This window comes from Mesorhizobium sp. (assembly GCF_965229135.1).
Lineage (GTDB): Bacteria > Pseudomonadota > Alphaproteobacteria > Rhizobiales > Rhizobiaceae > Mesorhizobium.
In genome coordinates this window covers 4,442,545-4,462,868 of the sequence record NZ_OZ245860.1, presented here as the reverse complement: position 1 = coordinate 4,462,868, position 20,324 = coordinate 4,442,545, and the positions used below count along the sequence as shown (strand labels likewise).

Genomic DNA, 20,324 nt, shown 5'->3' with positions numbered 1-20,324 from the left:
TCAGGAGGCTGCGGCAAGCGGCTCCGGCGTCGCCGAGCCGATGCCCGTGCTGTTCTCGTCCGGCGTCGCGAAGACGCATCCCCGGCCGGCGGCCTTGGCGGCATAGCAGGCCGCGTCGGCCAGCGCGATGATCTCGTCGACTTCGCCACAGCCGGCGCGGATCGCCGCCAGCCCGATGCTGGCGCCGATCTGATGAGGCCTTCCATCCCAGACGAAGCCAAGACCGCGGATCGCATCGATGATGGACCGAGCGGCAATCCTGGCGCTGGCGGCCGAACCACACCTTAGGATGACGGCGAACTCATCGCCGCCAAGACGCGCGACGACGTCCTCCGGACCAAGCGCGGATCGCATCGCATTGGCGACCTTCTTGAGCAACGCATCACCAGCGGCATGGCCACCGGTGTCGTTGACCAGTTTGAAATGGTCGAGGTCGACAAACATGAACTGATGCTCGGTGCCGGACTTGCGTGCCTGGTCGACCAGGTCCTCCATGGCACGAATGAAACTTGATCGGTTGGCGAGACCGGTAAGCGCATCATGCGCGGCGGCATGGGCAAGTTGACGCTGCAGGGCGCGTGCATCGGTAAAGTCCTGGAAGACGATGACCAATCCGCAGAACTCGCTGCGATCGTTCATGATCGGCGATACGACCTGACGGATGCTGCATCGCGTGTCGTCGCGCCGGATGAGCACAGCCCGGCTGTTCTGGTCCGACGGCGCATTGCCTCCGACTGGCGGCCGCGCCACGCCGATCCGTTGCCCTGTTTCCTCGTCGACCGCCCAGTAGACATGGCCGAGCGTCTTGCCGAGGGCATCGGCGCCGGCGACACCTGTCAGCTTTTCGGCAACCGGGTTCATGAAGGTAATGCGGTTGGCGGCGTCCGTGCAGATCACGGCGTCGCCGATCGATTGGAGCGTTACCCTCAGCCGCTCCTTCTCGTCGGCCAGCATCGCGGCGGATACTGCGAAGCGCTCCTCTGCCTCCTTGCGCCTTGTGATGTTGGTGAGGCTGCCGATCGCACGGATCAGCCGTCCTTGGGCGTCGCGTTCGATGGCCTTGCCGCGGTCGAGGATCCATATCCAGTGCCCATCCTTGTGGCGCATCCTGAACTCTGCCTCGAAAAAATCCGTCTTGCCCTCGAGATGAGCCCGGTCGGCCTCCGCGACCGTTTCGCGATCGTCGGGATGGATCATCGTCAGCCAGCGATCGGGGTCGCCGTCGAGTTCGCCTTCCGAGAAGCCCAGCATCTTCACCCAGGTTCCGGAATAGGTCGTGCCGCCCTTGCGCATGTCGAGATCCCACACGCCTTGACCGGCGCCGGCCAACGCAAAATTCCAGCGCGTCTCGGCTTCGGCTATGCGCGCCTCGGATTGCTTGCGCGCGTCGATATCCTCGATCTGCGAGACGAGATAGAGCGGCCGGCCGCTGTCCGTGTCCCGAATGATGGAGCCCGCAAGCTGCGCCCAGACAGGGGTGCCATCCTTCCTGAGGTAGCGCTTTTCGAAGTGGAAGGTACTGGCCATTCCATCGGTCAGGCTCTCCATCGTTTCGCGGCCGGCCTGGATGTGATCCGGATGCGTGATCTGCAGCACGGTCAGCGCCTCGATCTCGTGGCGGAGATAACCGAGCATGCTGGCGAAGGCGGAATTGGCCTTGCGAATACGGCCATCGAGACCGACGACTGCGATGCCGATCGGCGAATCCTCCATCATCCGATGAAAGCGCTGCTCGCCCTCGGCGATCTGCCGGCGATCCAACGAAATCCGCCGGATGAAAAAGGCTATGAGGATACCGGCGCAAGCGATCGCGACGAAGGATATTTGCAGCCAAAGCCTGAGGGTTTCTGCTCCAGCGTCGAGGCGCGGCAGCACGATCAGCGCCAGGACAGCGACGATGCCCGTTGCCGGCAACGCCAGCAATGCCTGTCGCTCAGGCTTCGAGCCGAGAAGGTGCTGCAACATCACGATCCGAGCCACCCCAGCGCAATCGTATCTTCGGTTAAATCTTGACGGACCGATTTTAAGGAAATCTTGCGCTGGGGGTGTGAGCTACGCCACGAACCGGCAAACAATTGCCGGCATGATTAAGAATCGGTGACTATTCGCCCGGATCGCCGCCTGTCGCTACCAGCGCACGAAGAAGCGTCCTCCCAGGGCGCCCAGCGCGGCAAGGGCGCCAATGGCTATCGTATACCAGGTGGCGACGAACAGCGGTGAGTCGTCGAAGCAGTGCGCGGCGTAGAATGTCGCCGCCAATCCGCCCGCGAGCAGGCCCGCGACAGCACCGGCAAGCACTGGCCGCGTCGGCGCGCCGTAGCGCAGCATCCACAGGAAGATGGCCAGCGGACCGATGCCGATCAGCGGAATGAAGCCCATGCAGATCATCATGTTGGAGCCGAAAAGGCGCGTTCCCCAATCTGTGGAGGGCACGACGAAGAGCTCCAGCACCACCGCCGCCGCGACCAGCAACGGCGCGGCGATCATCCCCGCCATGGCCCGGCCCGTCGAGGCACCGGGTGTCGACAAGGCGCGGATCAGGGCAAACGCACTGATGGCAAGCACGATGGTGAACACAAATTTGGAGAGGAAACGCATCGTGTGCGCCGCGGCCATGAAGTCCGGACGCGGACCGATAGTCAGCAGGAAAACGACTGCCGCAACCACCGCCGCGGCGCCCGCGGCCATCCACCAGGCCGATTGCAACGGCATCGCCTTGCTGCGGGCATCGGCGTCCAGCGCCTTGATGAGATCGTCGGTCCTCATGTCATTCCCGCCCGAAGCGCCCCTGGCCAAACCGCTTGGCAATGGCGGCAAGCCCTCGGTGCAGCGACACGCGTACCGCTGTCTCGCTGATGCCGAACTTGGCTGCCGTCTCGCCGATGGAACGGCCTTCCACCGAGACGGCCGAAACCACCGATCGCTGCGCCGGCGACAGGCTGTCCAGCGCCCGGTTGATGTCACGCTCGCTGACGGTCTCCGCTTCCGGCTCGGCGAAAGTCTCCGCTATGTCGTCGACATCGATCTCGATGCGCCGCCCGCGCCGCCGGAACGCGTCGATAAGCTTGAAACGGGCGATCGCATAGACCCATGGCAACACCGGCGCATCCTGGCGCCAGGTATGTCGTTTCACATGAATGGCCAGCAAGGTTTCCTGCACGACATCCTCGGGATCGACTCCACCCTGCACGATCTTGCGCCGGGCGAAGCCCCTAACGAGCGTGGCGACCCGGTGCAGAAAGGCGGCGTAGGCCTTCTCATCTCCAGCGATCGCGGCTCGCATCAGCCGGGAAAGCTCGGCCTCGTCCTTGCCGGTCACAAGAGTTCACTCCCCGATGTTCGCGCTTGCGTGCTGATTTGTTACGTGGCCGGCGAAATAATGTCCAAGGCAAAGTACTGGCAAGTCACGAAAACCGCAGCCTTGGACAATTCCATGGTCACGGAGCTCCCATCACGCTGAATTGTCCGCCGCCGCGTCGGCATTTCGCTCTGGCGACCGATTGAAGCAGGGTATCAATGTTGACTATCTATGTCAGGTATTGGTAGGTGCGGCCGTGCCAAACCCAAGACCATCCAGATCGAGGACTACGCCATGAGATATGCCCTTTCCGCCCTTGCCGGCGCCGTGCTCGCGACCAGCCTGATCGTCGGTCCGGCAATGGCCGAAGATGCTGGCATCATCGTCTACAATGCCCAGCATGAAAGCCTGACCAAGGAGTGGGCCGAAGGCTTCACCAAGGAAACGGGCATCAAGGTCACCGTGCGCAACGGCGGCGACAGCGATTTCTCCAACCAGATCGTCGCCGAAGGCGCTTCCTCGCCGGCCGACGTATTCCTGACGGAAAACTCGCCGGCGATGGTGCTGGTCGAAAGCGCCGGTCTGTTCGCGCCTGTCGATGCAGACACGCTGGCCCAGGTGCCGCGGGACTTCCAGCCGGCAAGCGGCAAATGGGTGGGCGTGGCCGCGCGCAGCACCGTCTTTGCCTACAACAAGACCAAGCTGACAGCTGAGCAACTGCCGAAGTCCATGCTTGATCTCGCCGATCCGAGCTGGAAGGGCCGTTGGGCGGCCTCGCCATCTGGCGCCGACTTCCAGGCCATCGTCAGCGCTCTGCTGCAGCTGAAGGGTGAGGCCGCCACGGCCGACTGGCTGAAGTCGATGAAGACGAACTTCACCGCCTACAAGGGCAACAGCACGGTGATGAAAGCCGTCAACGCCGGCGAAATCGATGGCGGCGTCATCTACCACTATTACTATTTCGGCGATCAGGCCAAGACCGGCGAAAACAGCAAGAATGTCGAGCTGCACTATTTCAAGAACCAGGATCCGGGCGCGTTCGTCTCGATTTCCGGCGGTGGCGTGCTGGCTTCGAGCAAGCATCCCAAGGAAGCGCAGGCCTTCCTGAAATGGGTGACCGGCAAGGGTGGCCAAGAGGTTCTGAAGACCGGCGATTCCTTCGAATACGCGGTCGGCAAGGGCGCCGAATCCAACCCCAAGCTGGTGCCGCTGGCCGATCTTCAGGCACCGAAAGTCGATCCGACGACGTTGAACTCCAAGAAGGTCACCGATCTGATGACCGCGGCCGGCTTGCTTTAGTCAGCATACGTCCTAAAAGGGCAACGACTGGGCTCCCGCGGGACTTCGCTTTCCGCGGGAGCGCTCTGTTTTCGAGATGGCATCCGCCAAATGACGACACTCTGCGTTCCCAACCGCCTTTGCGGCATCGCAACCGTTTCCGCCACCGGGCGGCGGCGGAGCGTCTGAACTGATGCAGTCGGCCACCGATCTGGCGCATTCAGGCCTGCCGTCGTCGGGGACAGCGGGCCGACATCGCCGGCCGCTGTCATGGATTGCGGTCGTCGCCGCCTTCGTCTCGCTGTTTGCGCTGCTGCCTCTCGCCTTCATCATCTGGATTGCCGTCCAGACCGGCTGGGAAACCGTGGCGGCTCTGGTCTTCCGGCCGCGCGTCGGCGAGCTTCTGGTCAACACCGTGCTTCTGGTGCTGCTGGCCGTGCCGATCTCGATCGTGCTGTCGGTGGCGCTGGCATGGCTCACCGAGCGCAGCGACCTGCCCGGCGCCCGGGTCTGGGCGTGGCTCGCCGTGGCGCCGCTCGCCATCCCCGCCTTTGTGCACTCCTATGCCTGGATCACGATGGTGCCCAGGCTCCATGGCCTGTGGGCTGGCGTCCTGGTCTCCGTCATCGCCTATTTCCCGTTCCTCTATCTGCCGGTGTCGGCGGCCCTGCGTCGCCTCGATCCCGCTTTGGAGGATGCGGCGGCCGCACTTGGCCTTGGACCCCTGCGCGTGTTCTGGCGCGTCGTGCTGCCACAACTGAGGCTCGCAATCTGTGGCGGCTCATTGCTGGTCGGGCTGCATCTTCTCGCCGAATATGGGCTTTACGTGTTCATCCGCTTCGACACCTTCACCACCGCGATCGTCGACCAGTTCCAGTCGACCTTCAACGGACCTGCGGCCAACATGCTGGCCGGGGTCCTGGTCACCTGCTGCTTCGTCCTGCTCGGGCTGGAAGTGCTGGTGCGCGGCGAGGAGCGCTATGCCCGCGTCGGCTCGGGTGCCGCACGCCAGCAGCAGCGCACCAGGCTGGGGCGCGCGACAATCCCCTGCATGGCCCTGCCGGCGCTCACCACGCTGCTGGCGCTTGGCGTACCATTCGTCACCATCGGGCGCTGGCTTGTGGCTGGCGGCGCGGATGTGTGGCGTTTCGACGAAATCGGGCTGGCGCTCGGGCAAACGCTGTTCCTGGCGCTTGCGGGCGCACTGCTCGCCACCGTTGCCGCCATGCCGATGGCCTGGATATCGATCCGTGCCCCCGGCCCGCTGCAGCGCCTCCTGGAAGGCTGCAACTACATCGTCGGCTCGCTGCCCGGCGTCGTCGTGGCGCTCGCGCTGGTCACCATCACCGTGCGTATCGCCATGCCGCTCTACCAGACGCTGTTCACCATCCTGGTCGCCTATGCCTTGATGTTCCTGCCGCGCGCGCTGGTCAGCCTGCGAGCCTCGATCGCGCAGGCGCCCGTCGAGCTGGAACGTGCGGCGTCGAGCCTTGGCCGGCCGCCGCTCAAGGCCTTCTGGTCGACGACGATCCGCCTGTCGGCGCCGGGCGCCGCCGCGGGCATGGCGCTGGTGGCGCTCGGCATCATGAACGAGTTGACCGCGACCCAGATGCTGGCGCCCAACGGCACGCGAACGCTGGCGATGGCGTTCTGGTCCTACAGCGGCGAGATCGACTATGCCTCGGCCGCGCCCTATGCCTTCATCATGGTGGCAATGTCGCTGCCGCTGACCTGGCTCCTCTATGTTCAATCGAAGCGGATGGCCGGGCGATGAGCTTTCTGGAACTCAATGGCCTGCACAAGCACTACGGCCCGGTGGCGGCACTTGCCGGCGTCGACCTGAGTGTCGCGGGCGGCAGCCGCACAGCGATCGTCGGTCCGTCGGGCTGCGGCAAGACCACGTTGTTGCGGCTGATTGCCGGCTTCGAGGCGCCGGACCGGGGCAGCATCGTGCTCGATGGCGCGGCGCTGGCCAACGGCGCCAGCGCGGTGCCGGCATATCGCCGCGGCATCGGCGTGGTGGCGCAGGACGGCGCGCTGTTCCCGCACCTGACCATATCAGACAATATCGGCTTCGGCATGGCGCGTGACGAGAACAAGCGCGCCGAGCGCATCGTCGAACTCGCCTATATCGTCGGGCTCGACAAGGCGATCCTGAAGCGGCATCCGCACGAACTCTCGGGCGGTCAGCAGCAGCGCGTGGCACTGGCGCGCGCAATGGCCATGAAGCCGCGCCTCATGCTTCTCGACGAGCCGTTCTCGGCGCTGGATACCGGTCTGCGCGCCTCGATGCGCAAGGCCGTGGCGGAACTGCTGGAAGCGGCCGGCATCACCACCATCCTGGTGACACACGATCAGGCCGAGGCGCTGTCCTTCGCCAGCCAGGTGGCGGTCATGCGCGAGGGCAAGTTCTCGCAGGTCGGCACGCCGCGCGAACTCTATCTCAAGCCGAAGGACCGCATGATCGCTGAGTTCCTCGGCGACGCCATCATCCTGCCGGCCAAGATAGCCGACGGCTTCGCCAACTCACCGCTCGGGCGTATCGCGGTCGATACGAAAGAACAGCGCGATGTCGCCCGGATCATGTTGCGCCCCGAGCAGATCGGGCTGAAAAGAACCTCACGCGAGGGCATGTCGGGCACCTCGGACATGCCGTTCGGCGAGGTGACGGAATGCGAATTCGCCGGCTCGACATGCACGATCGCGGTGCGGCTCTTGAACAGCGCCGATCCGCCAGATGCCGCCGCGATCGGCAACACGCCGTTGATCTTGCGCAAGCCCGGCATGGATGCGCCCATGGTCGGCGAGATCGTCCGGCTGACCGTGTCCGGAAAGGCGCATGTTCTTGCCTGAACGCCGCGCGCGTCGCGACGTCAGAGTGCCGGCTCCAGCACCGAAGCCCTGAAGACATCGAGCCGGGCTCCTCCCTGCAAGGAGAAGAAATGCATGTCGTCGGGCGAAAATAGCAAGCCCACAGCCGCGCCAGGCTCAGGATGGATAGGCTCCGACGTCATGACCGAGAACGGCGCGCCGTCGAGGTCGGCATGGATGACGCGGCCCGCGCCCAGTTCCTCGACCAGGTCGACCGTCGCGTCGAGCGCGCCTGGCGTGCCCTGCGCGACCAGGCGCACGGCCTCCGGCCGGATGCCCACCGCGACCTCGGTTCCGACCGGCAGGCCGGCGCGCGGCACTGCCAGGCGCCGGCTGCCGCCCAGCAGCGACAGGCCATCGAGCGTCACCACGCCCTCCAGTATGTTCATCGCCGGCGCGCCGACAAAAGTGGCGACGAAACGGCTGGCCGGGCGGCTGTAGACCTCGCCCGGCGTGCCGACCTGTTCGACACGGCCGCCATTCATCACCACCAGCTGGTCGGCGAGTGTCATCGCCTCGACCTGGTCATGAGTGACGAAGACGGATGTGACACTGAGCCGGCGATGCAGCTTGCGGATTTCCGAGCGCATCTGGACCCGCAGCTTGGCATCGAGATTGGAGAGCGGTTCGTCGAACAGGAAGACCTTGGGTTCGCGGATCATGGCGCGCCCCATGGCGACGCGCTGGCGCTGGCCCCCTGAAAGAGCGGCGGGCTTGCGCTCGAGCAGCGGTTCGAGTTCCAGGATGCGTGCCACCGCGCGGATGCGCTGCATGCGCTCGGCTCTGGGAATACGCGCTACTTTCAGCGAATAGCCGATATTGTCGGCGACGTTCATATGCGGATAGAGCGCATAGTTCTGGAACACCATCGCGCAGCCGCGCTCGCGCGGTTCGAGCGTGTTGACGACCGTGCCATCGATCGAGATTTCGCCGCCGGAAATCTCTTCCAGTCCGGCGATCATGCGAAGCAGCGTGGACTTGCCGCAGCCCGATGGCCCGAGGATGACCACGAATTCGCCCGAAGCGAAATCGAGATTCACGCCATGCACGACCTGCGACTTGGCGTAGCTCTTGCTGACATCTCGAATTGTGATGGAGGCCATCGGCTCTGTCCTTCTCAGGTCACTTCTCGGTGGCGATCAGGCCACGCACGATCCAGCGTTGCATGAGCACCACGACGGCCAGCGGCGGCAGCATGATGATAAGCGTGCCGGCCATGGCAATGTGCCATTCCGGAGTGCCGCCGACATTTGGGATCAGTTGCTTGAGCTCGGTCACCGCCATCGCATGCGACTGGTCGGTGGTGATGAGAAGCGGCCACAGATACTGGTTCCATGCCCACAGGAACATGATGGTGCCGAGCGCCGCCATGTTGTTGCGCGACAGCGGCAGCAGGATATCGATGAAGAACCGCAAGGCGCCGGCGCCGTCCATGCGCGCGGCCTCGGTCAGTTCGTCCGGAATGGTCAGGAAGAACTGCCGGTAGAGGAAGGTGCCGGTGGCGGTCGCGACCAGCGGCAGGATCAGTCCGGAATAGGAATTGAGCAGCCCCAGGCTCAGCGACACCTGCACGCCCGACACTTTCTCGATCAGCCAGCTTATCCCGGTCACGTCGAGAATGGCCTGATAGGGTGACAGGACATTGGCGACAACCGCGTAGGTCGGCACGATGCGCACTTCCAGCGGCAGCATCAGCGTCACGAAAATGAGCCAGAACATCAACATTCTGCCGGGGAAACGGAAATAGACGATCGAGAAGGCGGTGAGCGCCGAGATGATGACCTTACCCGCCGCCACGCCCCCTGCGACGATGAAGCTGTTCAGGAGCTTGGGGCCAAGGTCGGCGGTCGTCCATGCCGTCTTGATGTTGAGCCAGAAGTCGTCGCCCGGCAGCAGCGACATCGGCACATCGTTGACGTCCTTGAGGTTGTGCGACGCGGCGACGGCGACGATCACGAACGGCGCGACGCAAACCACGAAACCGAGGAACAGGATCAGGTGGGTGAAGACATTCAGGAACGGAGTGCGTTCTACCATGGCCGCCTCACCTGTAGTGCACGCGCCGCTCGATGAAGCGGAACTGGAAGATGGTCAGCATGATGATGAGCAGCATCAGGATGATGCTCTGCGCGGCGGCGCCTGAATAGTCGAGGCCTTTGAAGCCATCCGAGTATATCTTGTAGACCATCAGATTGGTCGCGTTCGCCGGGCCGCCGGCCGTCATGATGTCGACGATGCCGAAGGAATCCTGAAAGCTCTCGGTGATGTTGATGACCAGCAGGAAGAAGATCGTCGGCGTGATCAGTGGGAACTGAATGTCCCGGAAGCGCCTGAGGACCCCCGCACCGTCCATGGCCGCCGCCTCGATGAGCGAGCGCGGGATGGCCTGCAACGCGGCAAGAAAGAAGATGAAGTTGTAGCCGACATATTTCCACGAGAAGGCGGCGATGATGGACGCCATGGCGTCCGTGCCGTCGAGGCCCGGGTCCCAGATTCCCGGCCACATCCGGTTGACGGCGGAAAGGAACCCCGCTTCCGGCGCCAGTATGAAGCGGAATGCAAGCGCCAGAGCGGGCGCGGCGATCCCGTAGGGCCAGATCAGCACCACGCGATAGAATCGCGAGCCGGCGAGTTGCCGGTCGGTCAGGGCAGCGAGCACCAGGGCGACGAACATCGCGATCCCGGTGCTGATGCCCGCGAAGACGACACTGGCTGTGATGGATTTCCAGTAATCCGCGTTGGACAGGATGGAACGGAAATTGTCGAGCCCGACCCAGATGTTGCCGCCGCCCCAGGGCTGCTGCAGCGTCAGCGACCAGTAGACGGCCTGTCCCGCCGGCCAGTAGAAAAACGTGAAGATCAGCAGCAATTGCGGCACCGCGAACAGGATGCCGATCGACCATTTGCTGAAGGTGACGCGTTTTTCCATCGGTCCGATTTCCGCCAATATGAAACGGCCGCCCGCTGCCTGCCAGCGGGCGGCCACGAAATTCAGGCGATCAGGGCAGCGTCTTGCCCGGATAGGTCTGCTGGAAGCGGTCGAGGATCGCGTCGCCATTCTTGACCAGCGCGTCGAGGCCTTCCTGGACACTTACCTTGTTGGCGAAGATCGCCTGCATCTGCGTGCCGAACTCGGCCCGGATCTGGGTGAAATTGCCAAGGCGGATGCCGCGGGTGATGTCGGTCGGCTCGGACGCGGTCAGGCTGGCGATCGCGACTTCGCGGCCCTTGTAGGGCGCCTTGTCGTAGAAACCATCGGCCTTCATGTAGTCGAAGCCCGACTTGGTCACCGGGATGTAGCCGGTGTTGCTCGACCAGAACAAGGCGGTCTTCGGATCGTGGATGAAGTTCAGGAACGCGGCCGCGCCCTTGTATTCCGCGTCCGATTTGCCGGAGAGCACCCACAGCGAGGCCCCACCGACGAGTGAATTCTTGCGCTCGGTGCCGGCATAGACAGGCAGTTCGGCGACATCCCAATGCAAGCCTTCCTTCTGCGTCCTGGCGACAGAGCCATGGTCGCCGACCGAGGTCAGGATGATCTGGCAGGTGCCGGATGCGAAAGCCTGGACCATGTCCTGCCCGAGATCCTTCGACTTGATCTTGATGAGACCGGCGTCATACCACTTCTTGAGGTCGGTGACGTACTGGACGAACTTGGTCTTGTTGACTTCGAGGCGCGCGTCGAGACCATCATAGCCATTGTTCTTGGTCGCGATCGGCTGATTGTGAATGGCCGAGAACTGCTCCATCAGTTGCCAGCTTTCGTTGGCGGAGATGTTGATCGCCATCGGGCATTCATAGCCGGCGTCCTTCATGGCCTGAAGGTCGGCGCCGACGTCCTCCCAGGTCTTCGGAGCCTCGGTCTTGCCGATCTTGGCGAAGGCGTCCTTGTTCCAGTAGAGCAGCGCGGTCGAGGAATTGAACGGGAAGGACAGCATCTCGCCCTTGGACGTCGCGTAGTAGCGCGCGATGCCGGGGAAATAATCCTTGTAGTCGACCTTGTAGCCGTTCTCTTCCATCAGCTTGTCGGCGGGCTTGTAGGCGCCCGACAGCATCATGGTCGCGGTGCCGACGTCATAGACCTGCACGACGGTCGGCTGCTTGCCGGCGCGGAAGGCCGCGATCGTGTTCTGCAGCGTCGCGTCATAATTGCCCTGGCTGGTGCAGACGACTTCATAGTCCTTCTGCGACTCGTTGAAGTTCTTGCACATCGTGTCGACGACACGGGCAAGATCGCCCGACAGGCCGAACCAGAAATCAAACTTGGTGGGTGCGGCGGCGGCGGGTAGCGCACATGAAACGCTGATTACGCCTGCGGCGAAAGCCGCCAGGCTATTCTTGATCATCGACATGAATCTCATTCCCTGTTGAGTGTTCGTTCAAGGATCGTTGCGCAGCTCCCTGAGCGTCCTCTTAGAGAAAGTATGTGACAGTTCTGTTGTTTGTTTTCGGGGTTTGGACAGGCGCATTTCCCCCCTCAACGAAGGGGGCTAGGCACTGCAAAACGCACCTGCACTCACCCCTGCCGATAAAGCGCACAATTCCCAGGCGACGCCTTCGCCGTCCTGCTGCCGCAATGGAAAGCTGTCGCCACCCAAGCCGTCGTCGCGGAGGGGTTCGGATGGCGAAACGACTGGTCTTGCGGAGGGCCAAGGCCGGCTCCGGGGAATAGCCGGTCTGCCGGCAGCCGCCAGGCGAGGCCCGGGCCGCCGCCCTAGCTGCCCAGCGCCGCTTCCACCAGCCGCTGTGCATCCGGTCCCGACCACTCGGCAGGGCCGTTCATATGGGCGATCAGGCAGCCTTCGCCGTCGACCAGCATGGTGACCGGCAAACCGAGGGCCAGGCCGCGCGTCTTGAGATCGTTGAACAGCGCCATCGTCGAATCGCGGTAGTATCCAAGGGACTGGACGCCGGTGTCCTTGAGGAACTTCTTCGGCTTCACATCGTCGCCGGCATCGACATTGACGGCGACGACCTCGAACGCGTTGCTGCCCTTTTCCTTCTGCAGCGCGTCGAGCGCCGGCATCTCGGCGCGGCATGGCGCGCACCAGGTCGCCCACAGATTGAGCAGCACCGTCTTGCCGGCGTGGTCGGCGATCGTCATCGGCTTGCCGTCCGGACCGTTGAAGGCGAGGTGTCTCAGGGATTGCGGCGGATCGGCGGGCAAAAGCGCGGCGACCTGCCCGGTGGCCGAGGCGGCGACCTTTTTGGCGCGTTCGCTCTTGGCGGCGCAGGCGACGTCGTCCTTGCTGTCGCCGACGGCGGCCTGCTGCGCCGGCGCGTTGTTGCCAGAACCGCTCTCCCTGACATATACCGCGACCGCGCCGGCAAGCACGCCCGCCACCAGGGCGGCGAGGATGAGGCGCGGGGCCGGGAAAAGTCTATTGCGGTCTGTCATTTCTGAAACTGCTCCGGGACACGGGTTTTATAGCGATGAGCGACAAGAAGGCCAGCAACCAGATGTGGGGCGGACGTTTTGCCTCGGGTCCGGCCGCGATCATGGAAGCCATCAACGCGTCGATCTCGTTCGACCGCAAACTCTATGCGCAGGACATTCGCGGCTCGATCGCCCATAGCGAGATGCTGGCGCAAGCGGGCATTATTTTGGCGGCCGATCAAGAAAAGATCGCTGACGGCCTGAACGCGATCCTGAAAGAGATCGAAGCAGGCACGTTCGAGTTCTCGACCCGGCTGGAAGACATCCACATGAATGTCGAGGCCCGTCTTGCCGAGTTGATCGGCCCGGCCGCGGGACGGCTGCACACCGCCCGCTCGCGCAACGACCAGGTCGCCGTTGATCTCAGGCTCTGGGTCAAGGACGAGTGCTTTCGTGTCGCCGAGGCGCTGAAGGGCCTCATCGCCGCATTCCTGGAACGAGCGGAAGAGCATGCGGCGACCGTGATGCCCGGCTTCACCCACATGCAGACCGCGCAGCCGGTGACATTCGGCCACCATTGCATGGCCTATGTCGAGATGTTCGGACGCGACCTGTCGCGCGTCCGCGACGCCATCGAGCGCATGGATGAAAGCCCGCTGGGTTCGGCGGCACTTGCTGGCACAAGCTTCCCCATCGACCGGCATCAGACCTCGAAGGCACTCGGCTTCCGCGAACCGATGCGCAATTCCCTCGACGGCGTTTCGGACCGCGATTTCGCGTTGGAATTCCTCAGCATGGCCGCCATCTGCGCCACGCATCTGTCGCGCCTGGCCGAGGAGATCATCATCTGGTCGACGCCGCAATTCGGATTCATCAGGCTGTCGGACTCTTTCTCGACCGGTTCGTCGATCATGCCGCAGAAGAAGAACCCGGACGCCGCGGAACTGGTGCGCGGCAAGACCGGCCGCGTCAATGGCCATCTGGTCGGCCTGCTGACCGTTATGAAGGGGATGCCCCTGACCTACGGCAAGGACATGCAGGAGGACAAGGAGTCGGTGTTCGATGCCGCCGAGACGCTCGACCTGATGCTGGCGGCGATGACCGGAATGGTCTCCGACATGACGGTGAATGCAGCCGCGATGAAGAAGGCCGCGGGCTCTGGCTACTCCACCGCGACCGACCTTGCCGACTGGCTGGTGCGTACGCTTGGCCTGCCGTTCCGCGAGGCGCACCACGTCACCGGCCGGGCCGTGGCGTTGGCCGAGCAGAAGAAGGTGGGATTGGACAAGCTGTCGCTCGAGGATTTGCAATCCATCGACCCGGGTATCACTTCGGACATATTCTCGGTGGTTGCCGTGCAGAATTCAGTGAAGAGCCGGACAAGCTTTGGAGGCACCGCGCCATCTGAAGTACGCAGGCAGATACGCTATTGGAAAAAGCGGCTGGCGAAGGCTTGAGCTAGGGTGCAAAGCGCCGAAAACTCGGCTAAAAGCGGCGGCGTACAATAGTTTTGGACGGATGGATCGATGACCGGAAGCAGGATTTTGATGACGCTGACGCTTCTGGCAGCGATGGCCGCCGTAACGGCCTGCGGCAGGAGGGCTCCGCTCGACACGCCCTATGAAGCCGCCGTTCAGGCCCGCAAGGATGCCGAGAGGGCCAAGCAGCCCGTGCCGCCGGAGCCGGAAAAACCGGTTGTGGACAAGAAGTTCATCCTCGACCCGTTGATCTAGATTTCCGGAATCATTCTCGTGAACCATTTCGACTACCGCGACGGCGTGCTGCATGCCGAGGACGTGGCCATCCCCGACATCGCGGCAAGCGTCGGCACGCCCTTCTATTGTTATTCGACGGCGACGCTGACCAGGCATTTCCGCGTCTTCGCCCAGGCTTTTGCCGGGCTCGACGCGCTGGTCTGCTATGCCATGAAGGCCAATTCCAACCAGGCGGTGCTGAGGACGCTGGCAAGGCTCGGCGCCGGCGCCGACGTGGTGTCGGAAGGCGAATTGCGCCGCGCGCTGGCCACCGGCATCCCTGCCGGCAAGATCCTGTTTTCGGGCGTCGGCAAGACCGCGCGTGAAATGGATTTCGCGCTCACCGCCGGCATCCTCTGCTTCAATGTCGAGTCGGAACCCGAACTCGAACTGCTGTCGGCCCGCGCCACGGCGCTGGGCAAGGTGGCGCCGATCTCGCTGCGCATCAATCCGGATGTCGATGCGAAGACCCACAAGAAGATCTCCACCGGCAAGGCCGAGAACAAGTTCGGCATTCCCTGGCAGAAGGCGCGGCAGGTCTATGGCCGCGCCGCACGGCTTCCCGGCATCAAGGTCACCGGCATCGACACCCACATCGGCAGCCAGATCACCGAACTGCAGCCCTTCGACGACGCCTTCGCCCTGCTGGTCGAACTGGTCGGCGCGCTGCGGGCTGACGGCCATGCGATCGAGCATGTCGATCTCGGCGGCGGCCTGGGCATTCCCTACCGCACCGACAACAACCCGCCTCCATTGCCCGACGCCTACGCCCAGATCGTCAGGAAGCATGTCACCAGGCTCGGGCTGAAGGTGATGTTCGAGCCGGGCCGGCTGATCGTCGGCAATGCCGGCATCCTCGTCTCCGAGGTGATCTTCGTGAAAGAGGGCGACGCCAAGAATTTCCTGGTCGTCGATGCCGCCATGAACGACCTGATCCGGCCGACGCTTTACGACGCCTTCCACGACATCAAGCCGGTGGTGCAGCCGCCGGCCGAAACGCCGCGCATGATGGTCGATGTGGTCGGCCCGGTCTGCGAGACCGGCGATTATCTCGGGCTCGACCGGGACCTGCCCAGGCTGAAGTCCGGCGACCTGATCGCGGTGTCCACGGCAGGCGCCTATGGCGCGGTGCAGGCCGGCACCTACAACACGCGCCTGCTTGTGCCGGAAGTTCTGGTCGACGGCGACCGGTTCCATGTCGTGCGCCCGCGCCAGACCTACGATGAACTGATCGGGTTGGATTCCCTTCCCGACTGGTTGGCATAGACCTGGCAATCGGATCCTGTCGGCTAAAGGAAGCGACCATGGCGGACGGCAAAATGATCACACGCGAACGCATTGCCGCCACGGAGCCGCGTATCCGGCCCTATATCAGACACACGCCGGTGCTGCGCGTCGACATGGCGGATTTCGACCGGCCGCAACGGGCTGTCGACCTGAAGCTCGAGTGCCTGCAGCATTCCGGCTCGTTCAAGGCGCGCGGCGCCTTCACCAATCTACTCGAGCGGCCGGTCCCCAAGGCCGGCGTCGTCGCGGCATCGGGCGGCAACCATGGCGCGGCCGTCGCCTATGCGGCCATGCGGCTCGGCCACAAGGCAACGATATTCGTTCCCGAAGTCAGCCCGGCCGCCAAGCTGGACCGTATCCGCGGCTATGGCGCAGAACTGGTGGTCGGCGGCGCCCGCTATGCCGAGGCGCTCGCCGCCAGCGAGGCTTTCGCGGAGAAATCCGGCGCCTTGCAGGTCCACGCCTTCAACCAGGAGGAAACACTGGTCGGCCAGGGCACGCTCGGCCTCGAGATCGAAGCCGACCTGCCGGAGATCGACACGCTGCTGGTCGCCGTCGGCGGTGGCGGCCTGATCGGCGGCATCGCCGCCTGGTTCGGCGGCCGCATCCGCATCGTCGCTGTCGAGCCCGAGGGGGCGCCGACACTTTACCGCGCTTTCGAGGCCGGCCATCCCGTCGACGCGCCCACCGAAGGGGTTGCCGCTGATTCGCTGGCGCCCAAGCGCGTCGGCGAAATGATGTTCCCGATCGCCGAAGCCTTTGTCGAGCGCTCCGTCCTGGTCAGCGACGACGACATCATCGCGGCCCAGAAGGCGCTGTGGAACGGGGCGCGGATCATTTCCGAGCCCGGCGGTGCCGCCGCCTTTGCCGCAATTTTCTCCGGCCGCTACGCACCGGAACCCGGCGAGCGTGTCGCCGTACTGGTCTGCGGTGCCAACGCGAACCCCGCCACATTCTGATTGCAACTCCTCGCGCGGACTTCACGTTTTTTCGAACTGCCTCGCCTTTGCCGTGTTTGCTGGTATTCTTCGAGTCGTGAGGCATGGGCCATCCTGCCCGCCCGCAGCATGATCCCGAAAAGTGGAAGCCGGTTTTCGGAAAAGATCATGATCGAAAAAGATGGAGCCCCATCCCGGATCTTTCGGGATGGAATAGGCTCCAGAAAGGGCCGATGACAGAACGACCCGCTCTCAACAGTGACAACCGCATGGCCGGACGCCTTGCCCTGAGCCGGCTGGCGACCCGCGCCGCGATGGTGTTCGAGCGCGGCTGGCCATTGCTGCTTCCGCTCGTCATCGTGGCCAGCCTGTTCCTTAGCGCGTCTTGGCTCGGCGTCTTCCACCGCTTGCCGGACGTCGCCCGCATTGGTCTTGTCGCCGCCTTCGGCATCGCCGCCATTGCGGCACTCTATCCGCTGCGCTTCTTCCGCTTGCCGGCCGCAACCGAGATCGATCGCCGCATCGAAGCCGCCAATGATCTGCGGCACAGCCCGGTTCAGGTGCAGACCGATCGGCCGAGCGGCAGCGAGAACAGCTTCTCGCAGGCGCTGTGGCGCGAGCACCAGAGGCGCATGGCCGACCAACTCGACAGCCTCGGCGCCGACATGCCGCGCACGCGCGTGCCGGAGCGCGACCCATGGGGTTTGCGCGCCATTGCGGCACTTTTGCTCGTCACCGCCTTTGCCTTTTCCTTCGGGCCAACCGGCGGCAAGATTGCCGACGGCTTCAGCGAACATGGCGTGCGCGACGTGGTGCCACCGCGCATCGACGCCTGGGTGACGCCGCCGGCCTATACCGGCAAGCCGCCGATCTTCCTCACCGCCGACGCCAACCAGGCGACGCCCACTTTCAGCGTTCCGGAAGGCAGTGATGTTTCGTTGCGCGTTACCGGCGGTTCGGGCGAGGAAACGCTTGCCTATGCCGACAAGGACGGCAACGCCAGTGTCATCGACCCGGCCGGCGCCCAGGCTGGCCCTCAGGCGGCTGCCGGGGCCAAGCCGGCGGCAAGCCTGGCAACGCCCCCGACGGTGCGGCAGTTCAGCGGCAAGCTGACCCATGACGGCACGCTGACCTTGAAATCGGCCGAAGACGAAATCGGCCGCTGGGCCTTCGCCGTCATCCCCGACAAGCCGCCACAGATCCGCTTCGTCGGCGAGCCCAAGCGCGCCGCCAACGGCACCATCGAGTTGAACTATCAGATCGATGACGATTATGGCGCGGCCTCCGCCAATGCCGTTTTCGCGCTGGCCGACCCGCAAGCGCCGAATGCGCACCCGCTCTATGGCGCGCCCGAAATGCCGCTGGCGTTGCCCCGGCGCGGCGGCAAGACGAACGCCGCCAAGACCACGAAGGACCTGACCGAGCACGTCTGGGCCGGGGCCAGCATCAAGCTGACGCTGACGGCGACCGACGATGCCGGCCATACGGCAAAAAGCGAAACCAAGACGCTGGTGATGCCCGAGCGGCCCTTCTCCAATCCGCTGGCGCGGGCGGTGATCGAGCAGCGTCGCCTGCTGGCGCTCGACGCCAACGCCAAGGGCCGTGTGCTCGACCTGATGGACGCAATCACGCTGCGGCCCGAGGATACGTTCAGCAACATGTCGCACTACCTGGCGATCATGAGTGCGCGCAGCCGGCTGAAGCTCGCTCAGAACGACGATCAGCTGCGCAACGAAGTTTCCTATCTGTGGGAAATCGCCCTCGGCATTGAGGAGGGCAATCTTTCGGCCGCCGAGAAGCGGTTGCGCCAGGCGCAGCAGGCCCTGCAGGACGCCATCAAGAACGGCGCCAGCGACCAGGAGATCGAAAAGGCGATGAAGGAACTGCGCGAGGCGATGAACCAGTTCCTGCAGGAATTCGCGGAACGCGCCAAGCAGAACCCCAACGCGCCGCAGATGCAGCAGAATGGGCAGGAACTGCGCCAGAGCGATATAAACCGCATGATGGACCAGATCGAGAACCTGGCCAAGTCGGGCGACCGCGACAAGGCGCAACAGCTGCTTTCGCAATTGCAGGACATGATGAACAATCTCCAGGCCGGCCGCGACCAGAAGGGTGGCGGACAGCAGGACAGCGAGATGAAGCAGCAGATGGACAAGCTGGGCGACATCATGCGGCGCCAGCAGGAGACGATGAACGAGACCTTCCGCATGGATCAGATGCGGCGCGGCGACCAACAGACCGATGAGAACGGACAGCCGCAGCAGGACGATCAGGGCAAGCCCGGCCCAGGCGAAGACCGCGATCCGCTCGGCCGGCCGAAACCGATGACGCCGCAAGAATTCGCCGATGCGATGAAGCAGCTGCAGGAAGGCCAGGGCCAGTTGCAGAAAGACCTCGATCAGTTGAAGAAGGGCCTCGAAGGGATGGGAATGGAGCCCAGCCCGGGATTTGGCGAAGCCGGCAAGTCCATGGGCGACGCCAGGCAGGCGCTTGGCGACGGCGAAGGCGACCGCGCCGTCGGCGACCAGGGCCGGGCGCTGGAAGCGTTGCGCAAGGGCGCCAAGGACATGATGAAGCAGCTGCAGGCCATGCAGGGAGACCAGGGCGGCAGCGAGCAGGGTGGCCGCCAGCAGAATGCCGATCGTGATCCGCTCGGCCGGCCGCGCTCCACCGAAGGACCCGATGACGGAAGCTCCGTGAAGGTGCCCGATGAGATCGATGTTCAGCGCGCCCGCCAGATCCTGGAGGCCATCCGCAAGCGGCTTGGCAATGCCCTGAGCCCCGACATTGAGCGCAGCTACCTTGAGCGCCTGCTGGAGCTGAAATAGCTCCACGCCAGTGCGGCATCATCGTCGCGAATGCCATTCGACGCGCCGATACTCAGTGGCTGCCAACCATGCCCGCCGCCTGCGCCATCTCATATTCCCTGCGTGAATAGCGCTGGAAGGCCAGACGTGCGGCGAGACGTTCGAGATATGCGGTGAACGCGGCATTCTCCGGGAACACCCGCAGGACATTGGTGGCGAAGTGGATACCGCTGCCGATTTGGACGTCGGCGGCGGTGAAGCTGTCGCCGACGATGTAGGGCTGGGACGACAGCGCCTTCTCCAGATTGGCGACCATTTCCGTGAACGAGCCATAGGAATAGCGAGGCCCCATGAATTCGATCCCGTGGGCCTTCGCAGCCACCACCGGATCCAGAACGGAATCGCAATAGACAAGCCACGTCAGATACCGAGCACGCGCGCTGTCGCCCGGTGCGGGCGCAAGCCCGGCTTCGGCGAAGGTATCGGCGAGATAGATGGTGATCGCGCCCCGCTCGGTGACGATCGTGCCATCATGATCGATGGCAGGAGTTTCGGCAACAGGCATCGCCTTCCCGGGACAAAGGGCAATCCAATTCGCGCTGAGTTGCTGGAGCATGATTTCTGAAGGGTGGAATCCGGCCTCCTCGGACAAACGGTTCCCGTTTGCCCAGGGATCACGCTCAAAACAGATAGACCCCAGCCCAATTTCAT

Annotated in this window: 17 protein-coding genes; 8 read left to right on the top strand and 9 right to left on the bottom strand. The window is 64.0% G+C overall.

What is annotated here, in order from left to right:
• From ACO07C_RS21305 to ACO07C_RS21295, 3 genes are all read right to left on the bottom strand, one after another.
• Window positions 1-1,965, bottom strand: a complete 1,965-nt coding sequence (locus ACO07C_RS21305; protein WP_421916133.1) for a PAS domain S-box protein — start codon at window positions 1,963-1,965, stop codon at window positions 1-3.
• 162 nt (window positions 1,966-2,127) lie between these two features.
• Entirely contained in the window at window positions 2,128-2,766 is a 639-nt protein-coding gene (locus ACO07C_RS21300) for an NrsF family protein (RefSeq protein ID WP_421916132.1), read from the bottom strand.
• 1 nt (window position 2,767) lies between these two features.
• Window positions 2,768-3,319, bottom strand: coding sequence for a sigma-70 family RNA polymerase sigma factor (locus ACO07C_RS21295; RefSeq protein ID WP_421916131.1), 552 nt, complete (start codon window positions 3,317-3,319; stop codon window positions 2,768-2,770).
• Between the two features lie 273 nt (window positions 3,320-3,592).
• Between ACO07C_RS21295 and ACO07C_RS21290 the strand changes: the two genes are divergently transcribed.
• The 3 genes from ACO07C_RS21290 (at window position 3,593) to ACO07C_RS21280 (ending at window position 7,429) form a co-directional block, all read left to right on the top strand.
• The gene (locus ACO07C_RS21290) at window positions 3,593-4,597 is read left to right on the top strand and encodes an iron ABC transporter substrate-binding protein (RefSeq protein ID WP_421916130.1); all 1,005 of its coding nucleotides are present in this window, start codon (window positions 3,593-3,595) and stop codon (window positions 4,595-4,597) included.
• A 172-nt stretch (window positions 4,598-4,769) separates the two neighbouring features.
• Window positions 4,770-6,350 (top strand): ABC transporter permease, encoded by a 1,581-nt coding sequence (locus ACO07C_RS21285; RefSeq protein WP_421916128.1) that lies wholly within the window; start codon window positions 4,770-4,772, stop codon window positions 6,348-6,350.
• Complete coding sequence (locus tag ACO07C_RS21280; protein WP_421916127.1) at window positions 6,347-7,429, top strand: ABC transporter ATP-binding protein; 1,083 nt, start codon at window positions 6,347-6,349, stop codon at window positions 7,427-7,429. The genes ACO07C_RS21285 and ACO07C_RS21280 overlap by 4 nt, the downstream gene beginning before the upstream one ends.
• 20 nt (window positions 7,430-7,449) lie before the next feature.
• On the opposite strand, the gene ugpC is transcribed toward ACO07C_RS21280, so the two are convergent.
• The 5 genes from ugpC to tlpA form a co-directional block, all read right to left on the bottom strand.
• Window positions 7,450-8,550 (bottom strand): sn-glycerol-3-phosphate ABC transporter ATP-binding protein UgpC, encoded by a 1,101-nt coding sequence (ugpC, locus tag ACO07C_RS21275; protein ID WP_421916126.1) that lies wholly within the window; start codon window positions 8,548-8,550, stop codon window positions 7,450-7,452.
• A 19-nt stretch (window positions 8,551-8,569) separates the two neighbouring features.
• Window positions 8,570-9,484, bottom strand: coding sequence for an ABC transporter permease subunit (locus ACO07C_RS21270; RefSeq protein WP_421916125.1), 915 nt, complete (start codon window positions 9,482-9,484; stop codon window positions 8,570-8,572).
• 7 nt (window positions 9,485-9,491) lie between these two features.
• Window positions 9,492-10,376, bottom strand: a complete 885-nt coding sequence (locus ACO07C_RS21265; RefSeq protein ID WP_421916124.1) for a carbohydrate ABC transporter permease — start codon at window positions 10,374-10,376, stop codon at window positions 9,492-9,494.
• Window positions 10,377-10,446: 70 nt separating this feature from the next.
• Entirely contained in the window at window positions 10,447-11,793 is a 1,347-nt protein-coding gene (locus tag ACO07C_RS21260) for an extracellular solute-binding protein (protein WP_421916123.1), read from the bottom strand.
• 368 nt (window positions 11,794-12,161) lie between these two features.
• The gene (gene tlpA / locus ACO07C_RS21255) at window positions 12,162-12,845 is read right to left on the bottom strand and encodes a thiol:disulfide interchange protein TlpA (protein WP_421916121.1); all 684 of its coding nucleotides are present in this window, start codon (window positions 12,843-12,845) and stop codon (window positions 12,162-12,164) included.
• A gap of 35 nt (window positions 12,846-12,880) precedes the next feature.
• Between tlpA and argH the strand changes: the two genes are divergently transcribed.
• The 5 genes from argH to ACO07C_RS21230 all read left to right on the top strand — a co-directional run bounded on the left by argH (window position 12,881) and on the right by ACO07C_RS21230 (window position 19,634).
• On the top strand, window positions 12,881-14,281 hold the full coding sequence (argH, locus tag ACO07C_RS21250; protein ID WP_421916120.1) for an argininosuccinate lyase: 1,401 nt from the start codon (window positions 12,881-12,883) through the stop codon (window positions 14,279-14,281).
• Window positions 14,282-14,350: 69 nt separating this feature from the next.
• Window positions 14,351-14,557: a hypothetical protein gene (locus ACO07C_RS21245; RefSeq protein ID WP_421916119.1), complete on the top strand. Its 207-nt coding sequence runs from the start codon at window positions 14,351-14,353 to the stop codon at window positions 14,555-14,557.
• A gap of 18 nt (window positions 14,558-14,575) precedes the next feature.
• Window positions 14,576-15,844 carry a diaminopimelate decarboxylase gene (gene lysA / locus ACO07C_RS21240; protein WP_421916118.1) on the top strand — a complete coding sequence of 423 codons (1,269 nt, stop codon included), beginning with the start codon at window positions 14,576-14,578 and terminating at the stop codon, window positions 15,842-15,844.
• 38 nt (window positions 15,845-15,882) lie between these two features.
• The gene (locus ACO07C_RS21235; RefSeq protein WP_421916117.1) at window positions 15,883-16,824 is read left to right on the top strand and encodes a threonine/serine dehydratase; all 942 of its coding nucleotides are present in this window, start codon (window positions 15,883-15,885) and stop codon (window positions 16,822-16,824) included.
• A 212-nt stretch (window positions 16,825-17,036) separates the two neighbouring features.
• Window positions 17,037-19,634 carry a TIGR02302 family protein gene (locus ACO07C_RS21230; RefSeq protein WP_421916116.1) on the top strand — a complete coding sequence of 866 codons (2,598 nt, stop codon included), beginning with the start codon at window positions 17,037-17,039 and terminating at the stop codon, window positions 19,632-19,634.
• A gap of 52 nt (window positions 19,635-19,686) precedes the next feature.
• Here ACO07C_RS21230 and ACO07C_RS21225 read toward each other — a convergent pair whose 3' ends face one another.
• Window positions 19,687-20,265: a glutathione S-transferase family protein gene (locus ACO07C_RS21225; protein ID WP_421916115.1), complete on the bottom strand. Its 579-nt coding sequence runs from the start codon at window positions 20,263-20,265 to the stop codon at window positions 19,687-19,689.
• Between the last annotated feature and the right edge of the window lie 59 nt (window positions 20,266-20,324).

Bases quoted from the DNA above. Each gene is read 5' to 3' on its own strand.
- ACO07C_RS21265 (WP_421916124.1), bottom strand. From the start codon at position 10,376: ATGGAAAAACGCGTCACCTTCAGCAAATGGTCGATCGGCATCCTGTTC.
- ACO07C_RS21290 (WP_421916130.1), top strand. From the start codon at position 3,593: ATGAGATATGCCCTTTCCGCCCTTGCCGGCGCCGTGCTCGCGACCAGC.
- ACO07C_RS21285 (WP_421916128.1), top strand. From the start codon at position 4,770: ATGCAGTCGGCCACCGATCTGGCGCATTCAGGCCTGCCGTCGTCGGGG.
- argH (WP_421916120.1), top strand. From the start codon at position 12,881: ATGAGCGACAAGAAGGCCAGCAACCAGATGTGGGGCGGACGTTTTGCC.
- ACO07C_RS21270 (WP_421916125.1), bottom strand. From the start codon at position 9,484: ATGGTAGAACGCACTCCGTTCCTGAATGTCTTCACCCACCTGATCCTG.
- ACO07C_RS21300 (WP_421916132.1), bottom strand. From the start codon at position 2,766: ATGAGGACCGACGATCTCATCAAGGCGCTGGACGCCGATGCCCGCAGC.
- ACO07C_RS21235 (WP_421916117.1), top strand. From the start codon at position 15,883: ATGGCGGACGGCAAAATGATCACACGCGAACGCATTGCCGCCACGGAG.
- ACO07C_RS21245 (WP_421916119.1), top strand. From the start codon at position 14,351: ATGACCGGAAGCAGGATTTTGATGACGCTGACGCTTCTGGCAGCGATG.
- ACO07C_RS21305 (WP_421916133.1), bottom strand. From the start codon at position 1,965: ATGTTGCAGCACCTTCTCGGCTCGAAGCCTGAGCGACAGGCATTGCTG.
- ugpC (WP_421916126.1), bottom strand. From the start codon at position 8,550: ATGGCCTCCATCACAATTCGAGATGTCAGCAAGAGCTACGCCAAGTCG.
- ACO07C_RS21280 (WP_421916127.1), top strand. From the start codon at position 6,347: ATGAGCTTTCTGGAACTCAATGGCCTGCACAAGCACTACGGCCCGGTG.
- tlpA (WP_421916121.1), bottom strand. From the start codon at position 12,845: ATGACAGACCGCAATAGACTTTTCCCGGCCCCGCGCCTCATCCTCGCC.
- ACO07C_RS21230 (WP_421916116.1), top strand. From the start codon at position 17,037: ATGACAGAACGACCCGCTCTCAACAGTGACAACCGCATGGCCGGACGC.
- ACO07C_RS21260 (WP_421916123.1), bottom strand. From the start codon at position 11,793: ATGATCAAGAATAGCCTGGCGGCTTTCGCCGCAGGCGTAATCAGCGTT.